The sequence below is a fragment of the Bradyrhizobium ingae genome (assembly GCF_055791185.1).
The window spans coordinates 14693-34798 of record NZ_JBVUBB010000051.1 but is presented as its reverse complement, the minus strand read 5'-3'; the positions used below and the strand labels follow the sequence as shown (position 1 = coordinate 34798).

Here is a 20106-nt window from a genome sequence, read left to right as displayed (position 1 = left end):
GCGCCGCGAGCGTTGGTTACGAAATTCGGCGACCAATTATGACGACGGCCGTACCTTCCGCCGCTCATCACGCGACCAATAGGTGAGCGCCTCGATGCTCTAGCCGAGGCGCCTATCACAGAATTGCTTTGTTTCAGCTAAGGTGAAGACTATCTGCGCCCGCTTGTTGATGTGTTTCGTCAGACAAGCCCGGAGGTGATGCCGAGCCGGTTTAGCAAACTCGCGTCGAGCTGGCGCTGAGGATTGTTGGTCGTTAACAGCACATCGCCAATGAAGATCGAATTCGCGCCGGCCAGAAAGCACAACGCTTGGAGCTCATCGGTCATATATTGCCGTCCAGCGGACAAGCGCAGCACGCTCTTGGGCATCATGATTCGAGCTGTCGCGACCAAGCGCACCAGTGCGATGGGATCCGGACGCTCCGCTGTCTCATTGACAGGGACGCCTTTGACCTCGTTCCATAGATTGATCGGAACGCTATCCGGATGGCTGGGGAGATTGGCCAACAGTATGAGCATGGCGAGACGATCCTCGACATGCTCTCCCAGACCGAGAATGCCGCCGCAGCAGACCTTTATGCCGGCCTTCCGAACATGCTCAAGAGTGTCGATGCGATTCTGAAGAGTACGCGTGCTGATGATCTTCCCGTAGAACTCTGGCGAAGTATCAACGTTATGATTGTAGAAGTCGAGCCCGGCCTCGGCGAGTCGAGTGGCCTGCCTAGGTGTTAGCATGCCGAGCGTGACACAGGTTTCCATGCCAAGAGCTTTGACCTCGCTGATCATTTCGCAGACCCGATCAAGGTCGCGGTCCTTGGGACTACGCCAGGCCGCGGCCATGCAAAAACGGCTCGCGCCAGCGTTTTTGGCGCATTGCGCAGTAGCGATGACATCGGCGCGATCCATCAGGCGAGTGGCTTTCAATCCGGTGTCGTAATGCGCGCTCTGCGAGCAATAACCGCAGTCCTCTGGACAGCCGCCGGTCTTGATGCTCAGCAAGCTTGCAGTCTCGATGTGGTTCGGATCGAAGTTCGCGCGATGAACACTCTGCGACTGAAACATCAGATCGGCAAATGGCAGGCTATAGAGCGCCTCAGCCTCGGCGCGTTCCCAGTCACTACGGACCACCGCCCTGCTGCCTCCGCCATTCCCTTCAACTTTCACAGTAGGGATCATTCAACTTATTCCTGTTACAATAGATCGATCAGATCGAACAGCTATTGTGTTGTGTGATTAGCGGGAGCGAGGTGACCTGCCCGGGAGAAGCATAGGATCGTGGCGACACCTAAAGACAGCAGAAATCCCCCCGGATTGCAGAAATTCTGCAAAATGAACGGCGCCGGCCGCGGATCTTTTGTGGAACGGCGTCAACAGCGCCACGACCGTCGGGTTCCTGGTTATCGTCTCTATCGCGCCGCCCAGTTCAGGGACGGCGTCCGCAGCGCGCTCAGCGTGCGGGTTCGGCGCATGGGCAAGACCGCGAGCCCGCCTTGTTGCGGGCAACGTTCTGCCGACCGGTTCTAGTCCATCGCCGACTGCTGCTTCGTTCCGAGTGAATGAACCCTTCATATCCAAGAAGCGAGGCGCGCCCCGGGGCTTGCGACCGATTTTCCGTCCTGGCGCGAACCGGAAGATCACTATCACCCCAACGTTCTTTTGGTCCCCGGCTCGTCCGTCCTTGGAAGTCGGCCGACGTTGCTGAACGTCTCTCCCCGTAATGCCGCCAGCAGGTTGACGACGTTCCCGCCTTTAGCCTCGCCCTCGAGAAGAGCGGTCTGCCGACTCAAGAAGTGGACGTGTGTGTGTCGGAGCTCACCCGCCTCGCTCGCGCCAGCGAAGTACTTCGTCGGGTTCGAAAGTGAGGTGGGCAGCTCCGTTAGAGACAGGCTAGCGCGCATTCTTGTCGACTTACTCAAAAAAGCGCTCGGTCCTTCGCCGCTCTGCTCTCCAACAACTACGACAATTTGAGAGCGCCGCCTAGTGTGGCGCAGGCTGCCTCAGTCCATCGACAATCTTGAAGGTCCGGACGTCTCAGTCCGGCACATTGGAGCCGACCATCCGATAGCGGGAACCATCGGCGAGGCCTGTTCATTCCGAACCCATCGAACCGTTAAATCTCGGCGATCTCAGAGCCAGCGCCGCATCTTCCGATCCGACGCAGATTCTCTGCGAAACAGCCTCCTTTTTGCGACGTTTCGACATACACCGTGGTTTATCTTTCTCGGTGAAACGCAGATTCCAACTGCTCTGGAGTGCCTTACTTCGAACGCCGGCCGTCGTGCGACCACTGATCGTGAGGTCCGCTTGCTCAGCTACTACAGGGAGAGAATCGAATGACGAACTCTGATTATGGCGCCAACGAACAGCAACGTCACGCGCGCGGATGGTCGCTACATGGCCGCGTTGCGCTCGTGACCGGTGCCTCGGGAGGACTTGGGCAGGCTATTGTGGCTGAACTAACCGAACGCGGAGCAGACGTGCACGGGGTTGACGTCGTTGGCGAGGGCGTCTTCCACGCAGATCTTGCTACTGCGAGCGGGAATCGCGACATGATCGCCAATGTACTCATGACCTCAGGACGTCTCGACATTCTTGTATTGAATGCAGGATGTCAATTTATCGCGCCGCTCGATCAGTTTCCAGATGCCGAGTGGGACCGTCTCAATGCCGTGATGATGGACGGACCATTTCACGCGATGAAGGCGGCATGGCCGGCCCTGACGAAGTCCGCTGGTGGTCGTGTTGTGGTCACGGCCTCAGTCGCGAGCTACGGAGGCGGACGCCAGAAGGTTGCGTATTGTGCCGCAAAGCACGGTGTTCTTGGTTTAGTCCGTACTGCCGCTCTCGAGGGCGGTGCGCACGGCCTTACCGTCAATGCTGTCGCGCCTGGCTGGATGGATACAGGGCTGATGCGTGGTCAGCTGGAAGCTCAGGCGGCGAGTCGAGGCGTAAGCATCGAAGAGGTCATCGCCCTTTTTCGCGCGTCACAGCCCGGCAATCGCTTCGTCGATGTTCGGGAAGTCGCCGCAACCATTGGCTTCCTTGTAAGCCCTTGTGCTTCCGGAATTAATGGTGAGTGTATCACCATTGATCTTGGAGCAAGTGCCAGTGGCTAACAGTTAATTCTGTTGTTCGGTTTGGTGGCCAACACAAGTAGTCGAGCATCTTAGCTGTCGTCAGATAGCCGGTGGGAGCGTAGTAGAAAACTGCGCTCGTTCATTTCATCGCTCTTGCACCAATAACAACGGCTTAAGAATAGCCATTCGGACAGCGTCTTTGATGCGAGTTCGATCGACATGTCCGGTCTGCCGCCGATATGCAGGCTCGGTGCCGCTCTACGATTGTTCGCCAAACGACCGATTTCGGCGAGACGGATGCGGGCGTCGCTCCTTGGCACACTATGGTCGCTTGCAGATGCCTTTCCCAGTTACTCTCGCGGCCGCATTTTCCCTTTGTCGACGAACTGACCTTCTGCCGTTCGAGCAAGATGTCTGTATATTGTTTCTTCCAAAACGTGGGTGGTCATGCGGTCGAACAAAACTCGCTGACGCCTGGATTAAATAAAGAGTAGACGCTCATCGAGCCCGATGGGCGGCGCTGTGGGCCAGAACGTTGGCGAGGTAGCCTTGCGGAGCGGCGCGGTTCATTTGCCATGAAGATCAGGCTGCACCAGGCCGCGGCGCACCACCTGTCCCGATTGGCTCAGCAGAACAGCCAGATTTTTCGTCCAAAGGCATTGCTTGCAAGCCTCGTTGGAGAGACACCCGCGATGGATTTCCACGCGTTGTATCCTGTGGTTCCACTCACGAGAAAGAGCTCGATCAACTACGGCATCATCTGGGACAACCACCGTCAGTCTTTTCTGCGTCCCGTGCCTACTCACCTCTCCCTGTGGAGCGAACGCCCCTGGGCAGCGTCTCGCCCTTTCAGGAGCAATTCCCAAGTAAGGTGGGGCCAAGCTAGCGTCGCGCGGGCATCATTGCGGCCATTTCCTGCGCCTCAGACCTGTGGATGTGAACTCGACGACCTGAAGCTTCACTTTTGGCGATCAAACGCAGAATTTCTACTACGCGAAGCACATTTTTAGTCAAGTTCAAGTCGGCGGCCTTGTAATGTCTTCCAGTGGCTCATTGAGCAACTCGGCTCTCAACAACCTGCCAAGAAGCAGGCCGCTTTCAGAAACGTCGGTGAATGTAAGTAACATATCTAAAGGCCGCGGCTGAGGCTGGCGTTCCGGGCATGGCATCCGCGCTCACTTGTACACATTGCTGCATTCCAGTCGCTTGTAAGCGGCTTCGCGCGGCGGGCGGACGACGTTGCAGAAAAGCGTGGCAGCGACGCCTTGAACGCCTAGTTCATCGCCGATGATTTAGCGACGGCTTCCATAAACATGATCACGAGTAGTGACAATTCCCCGTCTTATTCTATTCCAGACCGATCGGGCCGACATCGTCGAGCGCCTTAGGGTATCGAAGAGATGAAGGCCTCAAATCTTTTCAAAGTCCGACGATTTTCTTCCCGATTCGGCGAATACACCGAGCATGTCGCGCCATTCGGCATCTCACTTGCTGTTCTCGCGCACGATCTGAAGTGCAACAGGCAGCCGCTTACGTCGTGCTTGGACGTTGCTACGGTCGATTGGGCAAGCGGCGTAGTCATCAGGCGCCCCTTCGAGCTCGCCTCCTCACTAGTCGGCACGGATGGTCTCACTCGCTGTCGATTGCATTTGCAGCGTAATCGCGCTGACCGCGCGCGACGCAGCAATTCTACCCGAAGGCTCCTACCAAGACGCACCTCGCTGATATCTGCCGGCCCAATCGGCTTAACGATCAAAGCTCGGTCGTCAGGCAAAGACGGCAGCCTTCCCAACCAGCATAACGCGATCCCCACATGACGGACAAATCCAAGTTCAACGCGCCCAGCGCCGATGGCATCATCGCGCCGCTCCGTCAGGCCACATTCCGGCGTATCTGGTTGGCAAGCCTGCTCTCCAATTCGGGAGCCCTGATTAGGAGCGTAGGCGCGGCTTGGGCGATGACGCAGATGACATCCGCGGCGGACATGGTCGCACTGGTGCAGACTGCGCTGATGCTGCCAGTCATGCTGATCTCGATGCCGGCCGGCGCGATCGCCGACATGTATGACCGTCGCGTCGTATGCCTGGTTTCGCTCGGCATCTCGCTTGTGGGCGCGACTGCGCTGACAACACTAACCTGGTTCGGCCAGGTTACACCAAACGTGCTGTTGGCGCTGTGCTTTGTCATCGGCAGCGGAGCCGCGTTAATGGACCCCGCCTGGCAATCTTCTGTGAGCGAGCAGGTACCGTCTGAAGCGCTACCAGCGGCAGTCGCACTGAACAGCATTAGCTGGAATATAGCGCGCAGCGCGGGCCCCGCGATCGGTGGAATCATCGTTGCATTCGCCGGTACAGTGGCTGCGTTTGCACTCAACGCCCTGCTGTATTTGCCGCTGATGGTTGCCCTGTTTTTATGGAAGCGCGTTACAGAACCGTCGCGCCTGCCGCCCGAAAACCTCCACCGTGCCATCGTTTCAGGCGTACGTTACATATTCCATTCGCCATCGATTATGATCGTGTTGAGCCGCTCGCTGGCTTTTGGCGTGATCGGCGGCGCCATTATAGCGCTGATGCCGTTGGTTGCGCGCGATCTGCTGCACGGGGGCGCAGAGACGTATGGTATGATGCTCAGCGCCTTTGGTTTCGGCGCAGTCATCGGGGCGCTTAACATCGCTCAGGTACGAAAGCGGTTGAGCGGTGAGGCTGCGATCCGCGCCTGCGCCCTTTCCATGGGCGGTGCGGCTGTTGCCCTGGCGCTAAGCCACGTGCTGATTCTTTCGGTTGCAGCACTTGCATTGGCCGGCGCGGTCTGGATGATGTCCTGGGTGCTATTCGGCCTTGGCGTGCAACTGTCCGCGCCAAGATGGGTTGCGGGACGATCGCTTGCGGCCTATCAGGCGGCAAGTTCGGGTGGTGCTGCGGTGGGTAGCTGGGGCTGGGGTCACCTCACCGACTTCGCTGGTGTCGACACGGCGCTCTTGGTTGCTGCTGTTTTGATGCTCGTCTCCCCTATTCTAGGATTTTGGCTGCCCATGCCGCCCGTCAGTGAACCCGGCGACGAACCTGAAATGTTCGAGGATCCCAAGGTTCAGCTCTCCCTGACTGGACGCAGCGGTCCGCTTGTGGTGGAAGCCGAGTACCGAGTCGCGCAGGACAACGCGCGAGCTTTCTACAACTTGATGCAGGACGTCCAACTCTTTCGCCAACGTAATGGAGCTTATGGCTGGTCGATTGCCCGCGACATTGCCGATCCCGACCTGTGGACTGAGCGCTATCACTGCCCGACATGGCTCGACTATTTGCGCCAGCGCAACCGCGCGACACAGTCGGAACGCGCGCTAGATCGGCAGGCCGGCGCTTTCCACGTAGGTCCCGCGCCCGTGCGTGTCAGACGTATGCTAGAGCGTCCATTCGGGTCAGTGCGTTGGACCGAAGATGTGCCTAACCGCACCGCAGACGAAGCCCTCCGCGGTAGTTCTAAATATCTTGCGGAGTAGTGGTTTTCGATTCCTTGAACATTGGTCGGCTTAAACAAGTCCGTATTGTAAATGATCGGCAGCGAGCGGGACAAGGCGAGTAGCCTAGCCAACTTCAGTGCAGGCGCAGTTATTCTGCTGAAGCGATTGCCATCTGTTTTAGAAGCGGCACCTCGGAAAAATCGGAAAAATTTCTACGGTTTCCGTTTGGGGAGCGATATCGTCTGATCGGGCCCGGTCGTAGTCGGTCCGGAACATCGAATGGTGATCTGAAATCTGGAGCTCTTCCCAGAACGCTTAATGAGTTTCATGGGGAGAATTGGATATACGAGCTGCCGAGCGGAGAGCTACCTTAAAGATAGCTTGCTAAGACTAGCGTGGCGCGTCATCAGCGCTTGTTCATCATCACATGGGAGTTGGCGGCACGAGAAAATGCTGCCTCCGCGATAGATCTGTTGCTCTTTACAAGCAAGATGCACGTTCGCGAGCCTTGCGAACTGCGCCCAGCGCGCTTTGACATTCATATGGCGTAGCTCGCCCGCGAAGGGAAATCAGTTTGACGGCCTTAGTGTCCAGAGCAACTGGTTCGGTGGATGCGAGCCGCAGAGTGGCATGTCTGAGCAACTAATCGCGCGCTAGGGAAACTTACCGGATAATGCAGGCCAGCTCTTGGAACGCTATCATGGCCGTAATACCACTATCTTCCCTTCCAAATTGGACTACGTTTTTCTACGAAAGCCCGAGGCCCCTCGAGTCTGTCCTCTGAGCGGCTGTAGGTCTCGACTGTGGCAAGCTGGCGGCGCGCCACGCGATTCATGGCGTCCTGAAAGGAGAGCGTTTCGGCCACGCGCGCCGTCTCCTTGATGGCGGCTAAGACCAATGGCGGTCCATTGGCGAGCAGCTGCGCAATCTCCCAGACCCGATCCTCAAGTTTGTCTTTGGGTAGTACCTCATTGACCAGCCCCCACCGATGCGCTTCGGCGACGTCCATACGGCGGCCCGTGAGGAGCAGTTCCATGGCGACGTGATAAGGGATGCGTTTCGGCAGCTTTATGGTTGCCGCGTCGGCCAGCACTCCGGCGCGGATTTCCGGTAGCGCGAAAGAGGAATGATCGGATGCATAAATCAGATCGCATGATAGTGCTAGCTCGAAGCCGCCCCCGACTGCCATGCCGTTGACGCAAGCAATCACTGGCTTATTTAGGTCGCGCAGTTCCTGCAGCCCGCCAAATCCGCCTACGCCATAGTCGACGTTGACAGACTCTGCGGTAGTCGCTGCCTTGAGGTCTAGGCCGGTGCAGAAGAACTTGTCGCCGGCCGTTTTGATGATGGCGACGTGTAGGTTCGAATCGTCGCGGAATGCCTTGAATGTTTTCCCCATTAGTTGCGAGGTCTCTAAATCGATCGCGTTCGCTTTCGGCCGATCTAACGTGACTTCCAGGATCGAGCCTTCCCGGCGGACGGTTATGATCTCGGTCATGCTTCTCTCCTAGTACAAGCATCGTAGCACCGATTAAGGCACCCCTGCCTTCGGCGCTGACACTCAAGGGAAACCATCCAGTCTGCCAATCGCAACATTCGAAAAACAGCGTACCTGATGGAGGTGATGTCGGCCGCCACATCGACCTTTGGCCAGCTACGGTAGCCTCGCAGCGAGGGAGCTTTGCGGTGCGTAGCGATGCCTCGCATATTGCAGGCAACGTTAGGAAGCAGTCCGAACGCGGTGAGGCGATCCGATCGATAACGTCACGGCATCGCCGCAAGATATCCGGCTTGCCTGATGCGCTTGATGCTGCCGTGACGTCAAAATTGCTGCGACAGGCCGATCAGCGGTGCCACTTGGGATTGAATCTACAGAAGACTCTGGGACAACCAGCACAAGATCACCCCCCCATCGGCGCGGTCGGTTGATGAGGAAATCCACATACAATCGGATCCGCTGAGCACCGTTCACGCTTCTCTGCTAGCGTAGCCGAATGCTTGCGCCCGCGCGCTCTGGACGGGGTAGCTGCGCGTGCACCTGCGCCAACTTGAGCAGGCGCTTGCGCACATTACCCTGCGCGGGTCCGCTGCGTCCCGCACCAGCCTTGACGTGAATCAACATCTGCTCGCCCGTGGCCACCGGCGCCTCGTCACCCTCGCGTGCAAGGACATGGAAAAGGTGAAGGCGTTTGTCGTCGGCGCCCAGGATCTGCGTAAGCACCTGGACATGGTCGCCGGCGTACAATTCGCGGATGTGAGACAGGTGCGTCTCAATCGTAAAGTAACTACCGCATTCTGAGCGGTACTGGTCGTCGATGCCGATGTAACGGAGCACGTTTTCGGTGCCGTAGCCGCAGAGCTCAAGATAGCGCTTTTCTGTGACATGGCCATTGTAGTCAAGCCAATCAGACGGCATCTCGATAATTGGCATTCGCAGTGGTCCCGGACCGCCAGTAGGCGGGGGGATGCGGTGACGCAGATTTTGTTCCCAGCGCGCAAGCGTTTCGCCGGCGCCATAGGTCTGTGAGCGCAATCCCTGCAGCACGGCCACGAGGCAGTCGTCGCGCTTCTGCTCCAGCTCGGGCCCCGTCGGGTTCTCGCCTCGTGAGTCGGTTTGCTTGACGAGTTTGTCAACAAACGCATCAGTTAGTTCGGGCACGTCGGTGAGCTTCGACCACGGCCACTTCAGTCCGGGCCCCCATTTCTCTAGGAACTGACGCATGCCAGTCCCACCACCGCCAACGCGGAAAGGTCCTATGACCGCCCGGCGCAGCCCGAACGAATATCTGATCGCATCATCGACCTCTTGCACGGTGGCGATGTCGTCGTGCACCAGCCAAAGCGCCTCGCGCCACATGGCCTCCTGCAATCGGTTGGCGATGAAGCCGTCCATCTCTTTGCGCACCACGATAGGATGCATTCCCACCGCCCGATAGATCTCCGCCGCCCGCGCCAGCGACTCGGTTGCCACGCCTTGACCGGCGCATAGCTCAACCAGGGGCAGAAGGTATACTGGGTTGAATGGATGCGCAACGAGCAGGCGATCGCGATGCTGCATCCGCGCCTGCAGCAAGGATGGCCGCAAGCCCGATGTCGAGGAGCAGATCAGGGTCTCAGGCGCCGTCTCCCGATCGGCAGCCGCAAGCAACTCCTGCTTGAGCTCCAGACGCTCCGGCGCGGACTCCTGTACAAGCTCCACGCCATGCACCGCTTCCGCAACCGTTTGCACCACGGTGAGCTCGCCTTCAGGCGGCAGCGGTAACGGCGTCAGCCGCCGATAGGCCCGGCGCGCGTTCGCCAGCATCTTCTGCACGTACTCGACCGCGCCGGGTGACGGGTCATAAAGTCGAACGTTCACCCCGTTGAGGAGAAACCGAGCAGCCCAGCCGCCGCCGATCACTCCGCCCCCCAGCAATCCAACTGCTCTCGGCATCCGTTGAGACATGAACTTTGAAACCTCACCCATGAGTTCGAAGCGCGAGCTTCTCGCGCACCTCATCCGGGCTCATCAACCGAACCCCGATCCGCTCAAGAATTTGCACCGCCCGCTCAACGAGCTCGGCGTTGGTCGCCAGTCGTCCACGGGAAAGGTACAGATTGTCTTCCAACCCCACCCGCACATTCGCCCCCACCAGCGGCGCCAAAGCCACGTACGGAAGCTGCATCCGCCCGATCGAAAAGGCCGAGTAGATAGCGCGCGGCGGCAGTCGGTGCACCAGCGCCATTAGCGTGGTCGGATCGTCCGGCGCACCATAGCGAATCCCCATGCACAGCTGAATCAGCGGCGAACCCTCGATGAGCCCCGCCTCAATCAGATCGTGGACCATCACCAGATGACCGGCGTCAAACACCTCGAGCTCAGGACGAACGCCGAGATCCTTCACGCGCGCAGCCATCGCACGTAGAGTCCCAGGGGTATTGGCCATGAGGTACTCGTTGCGGGTGGCGAAGTTCATCGATCCACAATCCAAGGTGCAGATCTCTGGCCTCAGCTCCTCCACGTGCACGAGGCGCTCGGTCGCACCTACCATATCGGTGCTCGGGTCCAGCGGCAGGGGGGAATCCGCCCCGCCCAGCACAATGTCGCCACCCATTCCCGCAGTTAGGTTGATAACTGGCTTCACGTCGGACGCCCGAATGCGGCGCACCACTTCACGAAACAGTGCTGGATCACGCGAGCCCCGCCCGGTCTCGGGATTACGCACATGAATGTGCACAACAGCGGCTCCCGCACGCGTTGCCTCAATGGCCGAGTTTGCAATCTGCTCGGGAGTAACCGGTACATGTGGACTACCGACCGAAACTCCGCCGCCCGTGACCGCACATGTGATGAATACCTCAGAGATCATCCCCGATCCTCTCAATTCACTGTCGGCCCGACCGTTGCCAAGGCAAGCCCGATCCACGACAAGTTTCACCTTGCTTGATTACTACCGGCCCCCGGAATTTGAATTTGGTCATTATCCTCGTCGTGAAGCAGTAATTCTGCGCCTTGCGGTCAAAACTCGGATTTTTGCTTCATCAACCTCGCGGTGCCGCACCAAGCTCTTCTGAGACCGCCAAGCAAAAATCAGCGCGCTTGCGTTAGATCACGGCCTGGATGAAGGCGTTAGAGTTGATCAAAACGATTACCAGCGGACCCGGAACCAACCCTTTCAAGCGCGATTCTGACCGGATATCCATAGGGCGTGTTGGTGCGTTCGCAAAGAACCGATGGGTGAGCCTGCGCTTGGCTGCACCTGATGGATCGATACGTTGATGCAGTACAGGACGAAAATCGACTACCGCCTCCCCTCGTCGCAGTAAAAGCGACCTCTAGAAGGAAGATAATCACGACCGATACGTCTACGAACGGATTCAACAGCAACGACGATTTCTGCGGTCGGACGCCAGCAACTAGAAATGCCTCATCGATCAAAACTCGCGACTACGACTGCACTCTTAGTATGGTGGAGCGGCGGCCATAGCGGTCCTCAAGGATCTCGAGGAGGTCGTGGCGGGCCGCAGCGGCGTCTGTGCCTATGCGCGCTCGATGTTCCAGCTGGCATGGCGCCGATGACTAGACGCCATATGCCCCGGCACGGTCGTGTACTTGTGGTTGCCGCTCAAGCGCTGATGCGCGGCGATCCGTTCGCCCTCGTGAACAATCTCGACGCTGCGGGCGGTGAAGCGCACCTCGACAATCGTCACCAGCCAGCTCGCCTGGCACGCGCTGATTGGCGACCCCACCTACGCCGACGCCCTCCTCTCCCGCCGGGGAGATAACGCGCACCGGATCGATCTCAAGGGCGAGAGCATGCGGCGAACCCGTAAGCCCGGCCGAAAAGCCAGAGCACGTGGCGCTGTGGACATGCCGCTGCGCTTGGACAACGCAAGGGCGTTGCCCACACGCCCAGCAGAAGAAGAATACCCTCAAACCGCGATCTAGGTTGAGCACGCGGATTCGCCGATGCCCAGGTCAGAACACCTCTCGCCCCGGGCGAGATCAAATCCATACACCGGGCGAGGTCATCGGAATCCGCAAACTAAAGCCCTCGTTACGGTTTTGCGACAGCTGCGCTTCCGCCTTCTGGTGCTGGTCGAACCGGACTAGGAAGCCCCCACCACTGTGGGAATGGCGCGGGTCAACCACATTGTCTTCGACGATGCGCGGGAGCAATCAGGCAATTAGACCAGCGCTTCGCACATTTTATGCGTTCGGTGCCGAAAATAAGTGAGGATACAGCAACTTTGTCCGAACAACGCATCATAGATGCGCAAGCGGCGAGTGTAGACTTCAACAAAACAAAAAGGATCGAGGAGGAGCATGGCCGAGCATTCTCTTGATTACCCCTATTGCGAACGTCGGCAGCAGAAAGCGCTCGCCGCAATGGAGCGGGCGAACTCGCCACGCTCCGCGGCTCGCAGCCATCTGCGACATCTAGCGGGATATCTCGGGTGTGGTGGACACTTGTCGCTTTTCCCATCGATTCCTCGCGCAGGCAAGTTCCGACATTCGTCGTCCAAGAACTCGAAATGGAGGCAGTCTGCGCTGGGAGTTGATGGAATCGCTTACTGACCCCAGCAGTACGATTTTCACCGAAGAGTGCGCCAATGCATTTAACGACAGGGCCGCTTTTTCCATAGGCGAGAGGAGCAACATTACGCTCAAGCGCGATCCTGAGCGCTCGGTGACGCGCAACACCAACCACGTCCCCCACTACTCTCCTCAAGAGGTTGTCTGAACAAGCAGTCGCTTCCAGTTTGCGGGAACGAAAGAGAGGGTATTGAAATGCACAGGCGCACATTTCTAACGTACACAACGACAGTAGCGGCCAATGCTCTAGCTGCGCCCTATGTTCGCGCAGAGTCGAAAACATTTACCGGTATCACACTGCGTGTAAACGGATACGGCGGCGCGTGGGATGACGCGCTGGTCAGGAGCGTGGCGGTGCCGCTCGAACAGAAGTACGGACTGAAAGTCCAGTTCAACGCTGGGACCGTAGCGGCGGATCGTGTCAAACTGCTCGTGAACAGGGACAATCCTCCATATGACCTTTTCATGGGTGATAGCCCTTATATGGTCGAGCTCATCAACAACGGCCTCATCGAAGAAATCAAGGCGTCAGACGTCCCCAACGTCAAACGAATCCTTCCCGGCTTTCGCGAATTCGGCGAATACGGTGCACCATACAGCGTGGCAACTGTTGTGCCTTTGTACAACTCAAACTTCATCACGCAACCGCTTACGTCTTATTCGGATATAGCCCGGCCCGACCTCAAGGATCGCGCCGTCGTTCCCGCACCCGCCCTCGACACTACTACTCTGTTTCTACTTGGTATCGCCGAGGAAAACGGCGGTTCGATTTCGAACATGGAGCCGGCTTACAGCGTACTGGCGACCGCAAAGCCAAACATCGTCGCACTCGCGCAGACCAGTGTTGCCGAAGTCCAAATGTTTCAAAGCAATGAGGCCTGTGCGGGCATATTCTGGGACGGCCGTGCTTATGAATTGCGGACCAAGGGCGTGCCAGTTGTCACTGTCGTTCCGCCTAAGGGCGTCTACGCGGTCACTAGCTACTTGAATATCGTCAAAGGCATGAAGTATCCCGAGGCAGCGCACGCCGTTATGGAGCAGTTACTCTCCGACCAAGGAATGCTTGGCCTACCAGAAGCGATTCGCTATGGCGCCACGACCGACGTCGTTATTCCGGAGGAAATCCGCAAGGACCTTCTGTTCAATTCGCCAGAGCGCAACGCCTTGAAAAAGCAAATTGACTGGCGAAAGTGGATAGGAGACCGCAGCGCTCGGATCGAGCGGGTCAACAAAATACTTCGAGGCTAGACAGGTTGATCAAGGGCTCGATAGCCCCAGCTCGAGGTCATGGCATATTCGATATGGCACGAAATATGAAGGCTCTTTTGTGAACCCGTCTCGGCTCGACCGCCCTATCGTAGGTTTGGCACTGCTATTGGGCCCGATGGTCTTGCTTCTTACCGGATTTCTGGTGATGCCCGTGTTCGGTTTGCTGCGGTCGAGCTTCCTTTCAGGGGATCATCTTCTTGAAGGCGGTGGCTTCACGCTTAAGCATTATTTGCATTTCTTTTCGGACTCGTACTACGCGTCAGTACTGGTCGAGACGTTTGCCGACGGGTTTATCGTCAGCCTGATCTGTTTGATAATCGGCTTTCCGACCGGCTATTCACTTGCCCGCCTGCCGCCTCGTGCGCGGCGGTGGCGGACCATTATTGTGATCCTGCCCCTAACACTTAGCCTTGTGGTCGTTGTATTTGGCTGGCTTATCATACTTGGTCGCAACGGTCTCCTTAATTCCGTTCTTGTAGGTCTCGGCGCCCTATCATCGCCGAAAGGCTTCCTCTTCAGTCGGCCGGCCGTGCTGATTGTGCTGGTGCAGCAGTTTCTTCCATTCATGATCTTGTCTGTCATGAGCGTTGTCACCCAAATAAATCCAGTGCTTGAACAAGCGGCAGCGAATCTGCGCGCGAACCGCTTCGTAACGTTCCGTAAGGTTATCATTCCGCTTACGATTCCCGGAATTCTTGTCGGGTTCAACCTTGTGTTTGTGCTGTCCATTTCAGCATTCGTCACGCCGCGTCTCATCGGAGGGACGCGCGTCGCGATGATCGGGAGCCTGATCTACGAGCGAATCATGACCGAGTTGAACTGGCCCTTTGGCGCAGCAATGGCCTTCATATTATTCGTGAGTGGGCTGTGCTTCACAGCATCGCTCAACGCCCTGGCTGCATCTCGCCTCATCATGAAAGGGCGCACTCATGCGATCTGATCTCATCGACGATCTGATGTTTATCTCGGGCGTCCTTGTTCGCTTGCTCGTCTATTCAATGTTAGCAGTGCCAGCGCTTCTGGTCATTGTGTCATCATTCACCAGCAGCAACACAATGAATTTCCCTCCCCCGGGGTTTTCCCTACGGTGGTATCGAGCGGCGTTCGCGAACGACTTGTTCATGACCGCGCTCTGGACGAGCACGTACCTTGCCGTGCTGGTTGCGGCGATCGCACTCTTGATTGGCTTTGCGGCGGCTTTCGCGATCAACCGATATTCCTTTCCAGGAAAGACATTTCTGCAAGGTCTTGCCTTTTCGCCGCTGATTGTTCCGGCCGTTGTCCTCGGCATCGGGTTGTTGCAGCTCTTCGCGTCGCTGGATCTTACCCAGACAATCTATCCGTTGCTCCTGGGCCATCTCGTTCTCGCGATTCCGTACGTCGTGCGTACGATCCTCGCAAGCCTGGCCCTGTACGATCAGCAACTCGAACAGGCAGCAATGAACCTTCGTGCTACCCCGCTGCGAGTCATTCGCCGCGTTACGCTGCCCCTCATCATGCCCGGCTTGCTGTCCGCCGCTATCTTTGCGTTCGTGACATCGTTTGGAAATGTGACGGTGTCCTCGTTTCTCACCTACGGCGGTCACGCGACCCTTCCGGTACAAATCTTTGCGTATGTGGACACCAGCTATGATCCACTCGTGGCTGCCGTATCGAGCCTGATGATCGCAGTGACATTGTTCGTGATTCTGACAATCGAGCGTCTGATCGGCGCTGACAGATTAGCCTAACCGAGGAGAGACGATGCTGGCGCTGTCGAAGCAATGTGAAGGTTCTGCGCGAGAATACGACGATATCGTCGTCGAGCTACGTTCGGTTTCGAAATACTACGGTGAAATGGCAGCTGTCGCAAGCACCTCACTTGCCGTGCGCCGTGGCGAGCTGCTTTGCCTGCTTGGGCCATCGGGCTGCGGCAAGACAACGACGTTGCGCATGGTTGCCGGATTTGTAGAGCCGACATCCGGAACGATTAGCATCAATGGCGTGGATATGACTCACCAACCACCTTATCGACGGGATACTGGAATGGTGTTTCAAAGCTACGCTTTGTTTCCACATATGACGGCGGCGGAAAACATCGCGTTCGGCTTGGAGAACCTGAAGTGGCCGCGACACGAGCGCGAGAAACGCGTCGACGAAATGCTCAAGCTTGTCGAGTTAGCTCATTTGGCTCATCGCCTTCCAGGACAACTTTCGGGCGGGCAGCAACAACGTATAGCGCTCGCGCGCGCTCTCGCCATGCGACCTGCGGTACTCCTTCTCGATGAGCCGTTCTCGAATTTGGATGCGCAGTTGCGCGTGCGCATGCGCGAAGAATTACGGGAGGTCGTGCGTAAGGTCGATGTAACGACTCTTTTTGTAACACATGATCAGGAAGAGGCGCTTACTATGTCCGACCGGATCGTCGTCATGAACGCTGGTCAGGTCGAGCAGGTCGGCACACCATGCGAGATCTACGAGGCACCATCGACACCTTTTGTCGCCAAGTTCATTGGTTGGTGCTCCCTGCTGAATGGAGCCGTAGGAACAGACGGTACGTTTATGTCGTCTGCTGGACTGCATCTCGGGGGAGGTTGGAGTGTCGGAGCAGGCACGGCGGTAGTTCGCCCCGAGCACGTCAAACTATCGTCACCTAGCACGGCTGGCGCCACTCATCAGGCCCGCGTACTACAAGCACAATATTACGGAGGAGCAACTCGACTCGTGGTTGACGTAAATGGTGAGCAGTTGACGATGCAGGAGCGTTTTGCATTCGGACGCCACCCAAAGCCCGGAGATCTGCTCAGTGTCACTATCGATACGAGCGACATTCGAATCATTCCGACAAAATTGGACGTGTCCTGAAACAGGCAGTCGGCCGAGAGGTAGGCGCGTCCGAGGGATCGTCAGCTCGCCATCAGTAAAGAGGCACTGAACGGCAGCCGGATGAGCGCAGCTGAACCAAACGGGTTCGTGGTGTGTGACAGGTACGCCCTTGTGTTTGACGCTCTCGTAACTGTCATTCCAGCATCCACGGAATGGGGACGTGTCGGCTGCGGTTCGCAGCGGTGCTGACTTTCTGGACGAACGGAACGCCGTAATCCTGCGCGCGGAACGCTGAAACGGCTCATAATTTATGGACTACAAGCTTGTTCTGCTTGGGCCGTGAGCGACGTGCCAACGCAAGGTAGACGGGGTTAGAGGCAGCACGATGAGACCCAATTCTGACGCCATCTGGCAGATCGCCGATGACAAAGCTCCAGCTTTCCATGCGCTGAGCGATGAAATCTGGTGCAAGCCCGAGTTGAACTATCAGGAGTTCTCTGCTGCGGCCGCGCACGAGAGAATATTGAACTCGCACGGATTCCGCGTCCAGAGAAACATTGCCGGACTACCGACGGCTCTGATGGCTGAGGCGGGTGAGGGAGGGCCGGTTATCGCCATTCTCGGCGAGTTCGATGCACTTCCTGGCCTAAGCCAAGAAGCTGGTGCTGCGATTCAAAAGCCCCTCGTCCCGGGGGGGAACGGACATGGTTGTGGCCACAATATGCTTGGTTCAGCAGCACTTCTGGCGGCGGCAACGGTGAAAGACTGGTTGACGTCTACGGGCCAAGAAGGTCGTGTACGCTACTATGGATGTCCTGCAGAGGAAAATGGATCTGGAAAGGGGTTCATGGTGCGCGCCGGCGTCTTTTCAGATGTTGATGTCGCGATCTGCTGGCACCCTGCCGACTTCACAGGAGTGTTCAAAGCACTGTCACTCGCCTGCGTCGAAATCGAATTTACTTTCCACGGGCGCGCCTCACACGCAGCCGCCGCCCCACAACTGGGACGAAGCGCACTCGATGGGGTGGAGTTGATGAATGTCGGCGTCAACTATATGCGTGAGCACGTTCCGTCCTCCGCACGCGTTCATTACGCCGTCACTGATGCTGGAGGCAACGCGCCGAACGTCGTGCAAGCTCGCGCGTCCGTGCGGCAGCTTATCCGGGCTCTGAATCTCAATGACATGTGGAATCTAGTGGATCGCGTAAAAAAAATCGCGCAGGGCGCGGCGCTTATGACGGAAACTCGCGTTGAGACGACACAGCTCTCCGGGGAGGCCAATCTTGTTCCCAACCGTCCGCTCGAGAAGGCTATGCAGGCCACTCTTCTTCGACTTGGAGGCCCAGGCTTCGATGCAGCTGATCGCGCTTATGCCGCACGAATACAGCAAACATTTTCTGCTGACGACCTTCGGACCGCGCACGCCCGTTATGGTATGACGCCGCTCGGCGGCGAAGTATTGAGCGAAAGAGTCTTTCCTCTGGATTATTCCGGCGAACTCCTGGTCGGCTCAACAGATGTCGGTACCGTTAGCTGGGTTGTGCCCACGGTGCAGTGTCGCGTCGCGTGTTATGCGGTGGGAACGCCGGCGCATTCTTGGCAACTCGTGGCCCAGGGCAAGATGCCCGCCGCACACAAAGGATTGACATATGCTGCGAAGGCCATTGCTGGCGTCGCTGTCGATCTTCTCCAGGACAAACGGCTTCTGATGGCCGCCAAGGAGGAGTTCAAAGCGTTTCGCACCACAAATCCGTTTAAAAATCCCATTGCGGACGACGTTGCTCCGCCTCTTGACATGGCAGCCCGTTGACGGGCCGGTGCCGGGAGGGCGCGGCATTAGCGCTCGCCCGCATTTTTGAGCTTCTGAAGAATCTCGATTGAATTTGCGGCTTTGCGCCCGTTGATCTCGTGCTCCGACCGCTCGTGCTTCTCATCTCCATCGACGAGCGCTGGTCTGTACAGACTAGCACTACTTTGGCAGAATCTATTTGCGCCGTTGTTTTTCAAGGATTTGTTTTCGGCAAAATGGGCACCGCTGAGACGGCGGCCGAAGGATAAGATCGACGATGGCGTGACGTACGGCGGGCATGGTCGGTTGGGGCGGAGGTCCGTTGATTCTTTTTTTTCCGCCCCGCGTGTGCGAGGCGACGATGCTGCAGGAAGGCGTAGGCAATCATTGTCATCAGGGCGTGGCGATGAAGACCCTGCCATGATCGCCCCTCGAAGTGATCAAGTCCAAGCTCCTCCTTCAATTGCTGATGCGCCTGCTCACAAATCCATCTTGCCTTGATGGTGGCGGCTAGTGTGCGCAGATCCGTCGCCGCGGGGAGATTGGCGAGATAGTATTTCTTCTCCCCTGAAGCACGTTGCTCGCCAATGAGCCAAGCTTCGTCGCCCGGGAGATGCTGCTGACCCTTATCCCAAATCCGCTGCGGAGGGCCGTCGGCGGTGCGGACACGGAGAGCAGCAAATCGAGCTTTCAGCCGCCCTTTCGTCCCGCTGCGCCAACTCACGGCTTTCCATTTGGCGCTGGCCAGCATTTGTTCTGCCGCAATCGATAAGATATCGGGCACGTGGTGCTTTCGTGGTTTCCCGCGGACTTTGGTAATCGGCCAAATGAGCTTCACATCGACCGGATACACCTTCAGGTGCCGAGGGATGCCGACAGCCCAGGCCAGCCCGCGCTCTGTTAGCCCTTGTCGAAACGGTGCGCTAAGTCCGTATCCCGCATCCGCCAGCACACATCCGAAGCGCACGTTGGCTGCCATCGCGCGGTCAATCTCGGCCAAAGCAATTTCCGGCTTGGACCGTGGCGTTCGGTGTTCGACTGGCACGCGAGCGCGCTTCAAACGAGACACGTCGCTTGTCCAACTGTCAGGCAGAAAGAGACGTAACGCGATCATCACTGGCACTTCGCCGCGCGCAAGCGTCAAAGACACCAGCGTTTGGCAATTTGCCGTTTTGCCGAGAGTCGAGGCGTATTGAGCCGCAACACCAACCGAGCGTTCGCCTTTCTTCGGCAGTGAGGTGTCATCAATAACGAGCACCGCATCCCTACCGCCGACAAGTCGGTCCGCCTGGTTGAGCAGCTCCGTCTCCAGCGGCGTCGCGTCCCAGACACCGTCCGCAATGAAATGGTGCAGCTGGTCGTAGTTGCCCGTGGCAAGGCGCTCCGCCATCGGCTGAACGCTCTTGCGATCGCCAGGACCGATCAGTCCTGCAACATACAGAGGACACATCCGCTGCCGCGTCTTATGACCCAGCCGGTCCAAGAACGGCATCAGCCAGCGTTCAAGTTCGTCTTCCCATCCCGCCATGGTCAGCCCTCCAAGAGCCGACCACCCATGAATCATTGAAAAATTGATTCGGGAATCCTATAAAGCATGGCAAAACCGACAATCTGCCAAAGTAGTGCTAGGCTCA

13 protein-coding genes and 1 pseudogene are annotated in these 20106 nt (G+C 57.7%); 8 read left to right on the top strand and 6 right to left on the bottom strand.

Going from position 1 to position 20106, the window contains the following annotated elements; translation table 11 throughout:
• Positions 1–179 precede the first annotated feature (179 nt).
• On the bottom strand, positions 180–1175 hold the full coding sequence (bioB, locus tag ACV1FX_RS38325) for a biotin synthase BioB (RefSeq protein WP_473122696.1): 996 nt from the start codon (positions 1173–1175) through the stop codon (positions 180–182).
• Between the two features lie 1157 nt (positions 1176–2332).
• Here bioB and ACV1FX_RS38320 point away from each other — a divergent pair.
• Both ACV1FX_RS38320 and ACV1FX_RS38315 read left to right on the top strand, forming a co-directional pair.
• A complete protein-coding gene (locus ACV1FX_RS38320) occupies positions 2333–3115 on the top strand; it encodes an SDR family oxidoreductase (RefSeq protein ID WP_473122695.1) in 783 nt (260 codons plus the stop codon).
• Between the two features lie 1774 nt (positions 3116–4889).
• Entirely contained in the window at positions 4890–6572 is a 1683-nt protein-coding gene (locus tag ACV1FX_RS38315) for an MFS transporter (protein ID WP_473122694.1), read from the top strand.
• A 676-nt stretch (positions 6573–7248) separates the two neighbouring features.
• Here the strand turns inward: ACV1FX_RS38315 and ACV1FX_RS38310 are convergent.
• From ACV1FX_RS38310 to ACV1FX_RS38295, 4 genes are all read right to left on the bottom strand, one after another.
• Entirely contained in the window at positions 7249–8031 is a 783-nt protein-coding gene (locus ACV1FX_RS38310) for a carnitinyl-CoA dehydratase (RefSeq protein WP_473122693.1), read from the bottom strand.
• Positions 8032–8514: 483 nt separating this feature from the next.
• Positions 8515–9966, bottom strand: coding sequence for a 3-hydroxyacyl-CoA dehydrogenase NAD-binding domain-containing protein (locus ACV1FX_RS38305; protein ID WP_473122706.1), 1452 nt, complete (start codon positions 9964–9966; stop codon positions 8515–8517).
• Positions 9967–9991: 25 nt separating this feature from the next.
• Positions 9992–10882, bottom strand: coding sequence for a beta-keto acid cleavage family enzyme (locus ACV1FX_RS38300; RefSeq protein WP_473122692.1), 891 nt, complete (start codon positions 10880–10882; stop codon positions 9992–9994).
• Between the two features lie 670 nt (positions 10883–11552).
• Positions 11553–11708 carry a hypothetical protein gene (locus ACV1FX_RS38295; protein ID WP_473122705.1) on the bottom strand — a complete coding sequence of 52 codons (156 nt, stop codon included), beginning with the start codon at positions 11706–11708 and terminating at the stop codon, positions 11553–11555.
• A 1-nt stretch (position 11709) separates the two neighbouring features.
• Here ACV1FX_RS38295 and ACV1FX_RS38290 point away from each other — a divergent pair.
• The 6 genes and pseudogenes from ACV1FX_RS38290 to ACV1FX_RS38265 form a co-directional block, all read left to right on the top strand.
• Positions 11710–11847: pseudogene (locus tag ACV1FX_RS38290) on the top strand (ATP-binding protein); the annotation flags it as partial.
• A 957-nt stretch (positions 11848–12804) separates the two neighbouring features.
• A complete protein-coding gene (locus ACV1FX_RS38285; protein WP_473122691.1) occupies positions 12805–13857 on the top strand; it encodes an extracellular solute-binding protein in 1053 nt (350 codons plus the stop codon).
• A 166-nt stretch (positions 13858–14023) separates the two neighbouring features.
• Positions 14024–14818 carry an ABC transporter permease gene (locus ACV1FX_RS38280; protein WP_473122690.1) on the top strand — a complete coding sequence of 265 codons (795 nt, stop codon included), beginning with the start codon at positions 14024–14026 and terminating at the stop codon, positions 14816–14818.
• Positions 14808–15608, top strand: a complete 801-nt coding sequence (locus tag ACV1FX_RS38275) for an ABC transporter permease (protein ID WP_473122689.1) — start codon at positions 14808–14810, stop codon at positions 15606–15608. Before ACV1FX_RS38280 ends, ACV1FX_RS38275 begins: the two co-directional genes overlap by 11 nt.
• Before the next feature lie 13 nt (positions 15609–15621).
• Positions 15622–16722: an ABC transporter ATP-binding protein gene (locus ACV1FX_RS38270; RefSeq protein WP_473122688.1), complete on the top strand. Its 1101-nt coding sequence runs from the start codon at positions 15622–15624 to the stop codon at positions 16720–16722.
• Between the two features lie 346 nt (positions 16723–17068).
• Positions 17069–18493, top strand: a complete 1425-nt coding sequence (locus tag ACV1FX_RS38265; RefSeq protein WP_473122687.1) for an amidohydrolase — start codon at positions 17069–17071, stop codon at positions 18491–18493.
• Between the two features lie 193 nt (positions 18494–18686).
• Here ACV1FX_RS38265 and ACV1FX_RS38260 read toward each other — a convergent pair whose 3' ends face one another.
• Positions 18687–20036: an IS701 family transposase gene (locus ACV1FX_RS38260; protein ID WP_473122686.1), complete on the bottom strand. Its 1350-nt coding sequence runs from the start codon at positions 20034–20036 to the stop codon at positions 18687–18689.
• Between the last annotated feature and the right edge of the window lie 70 nt (positions 20037–20106).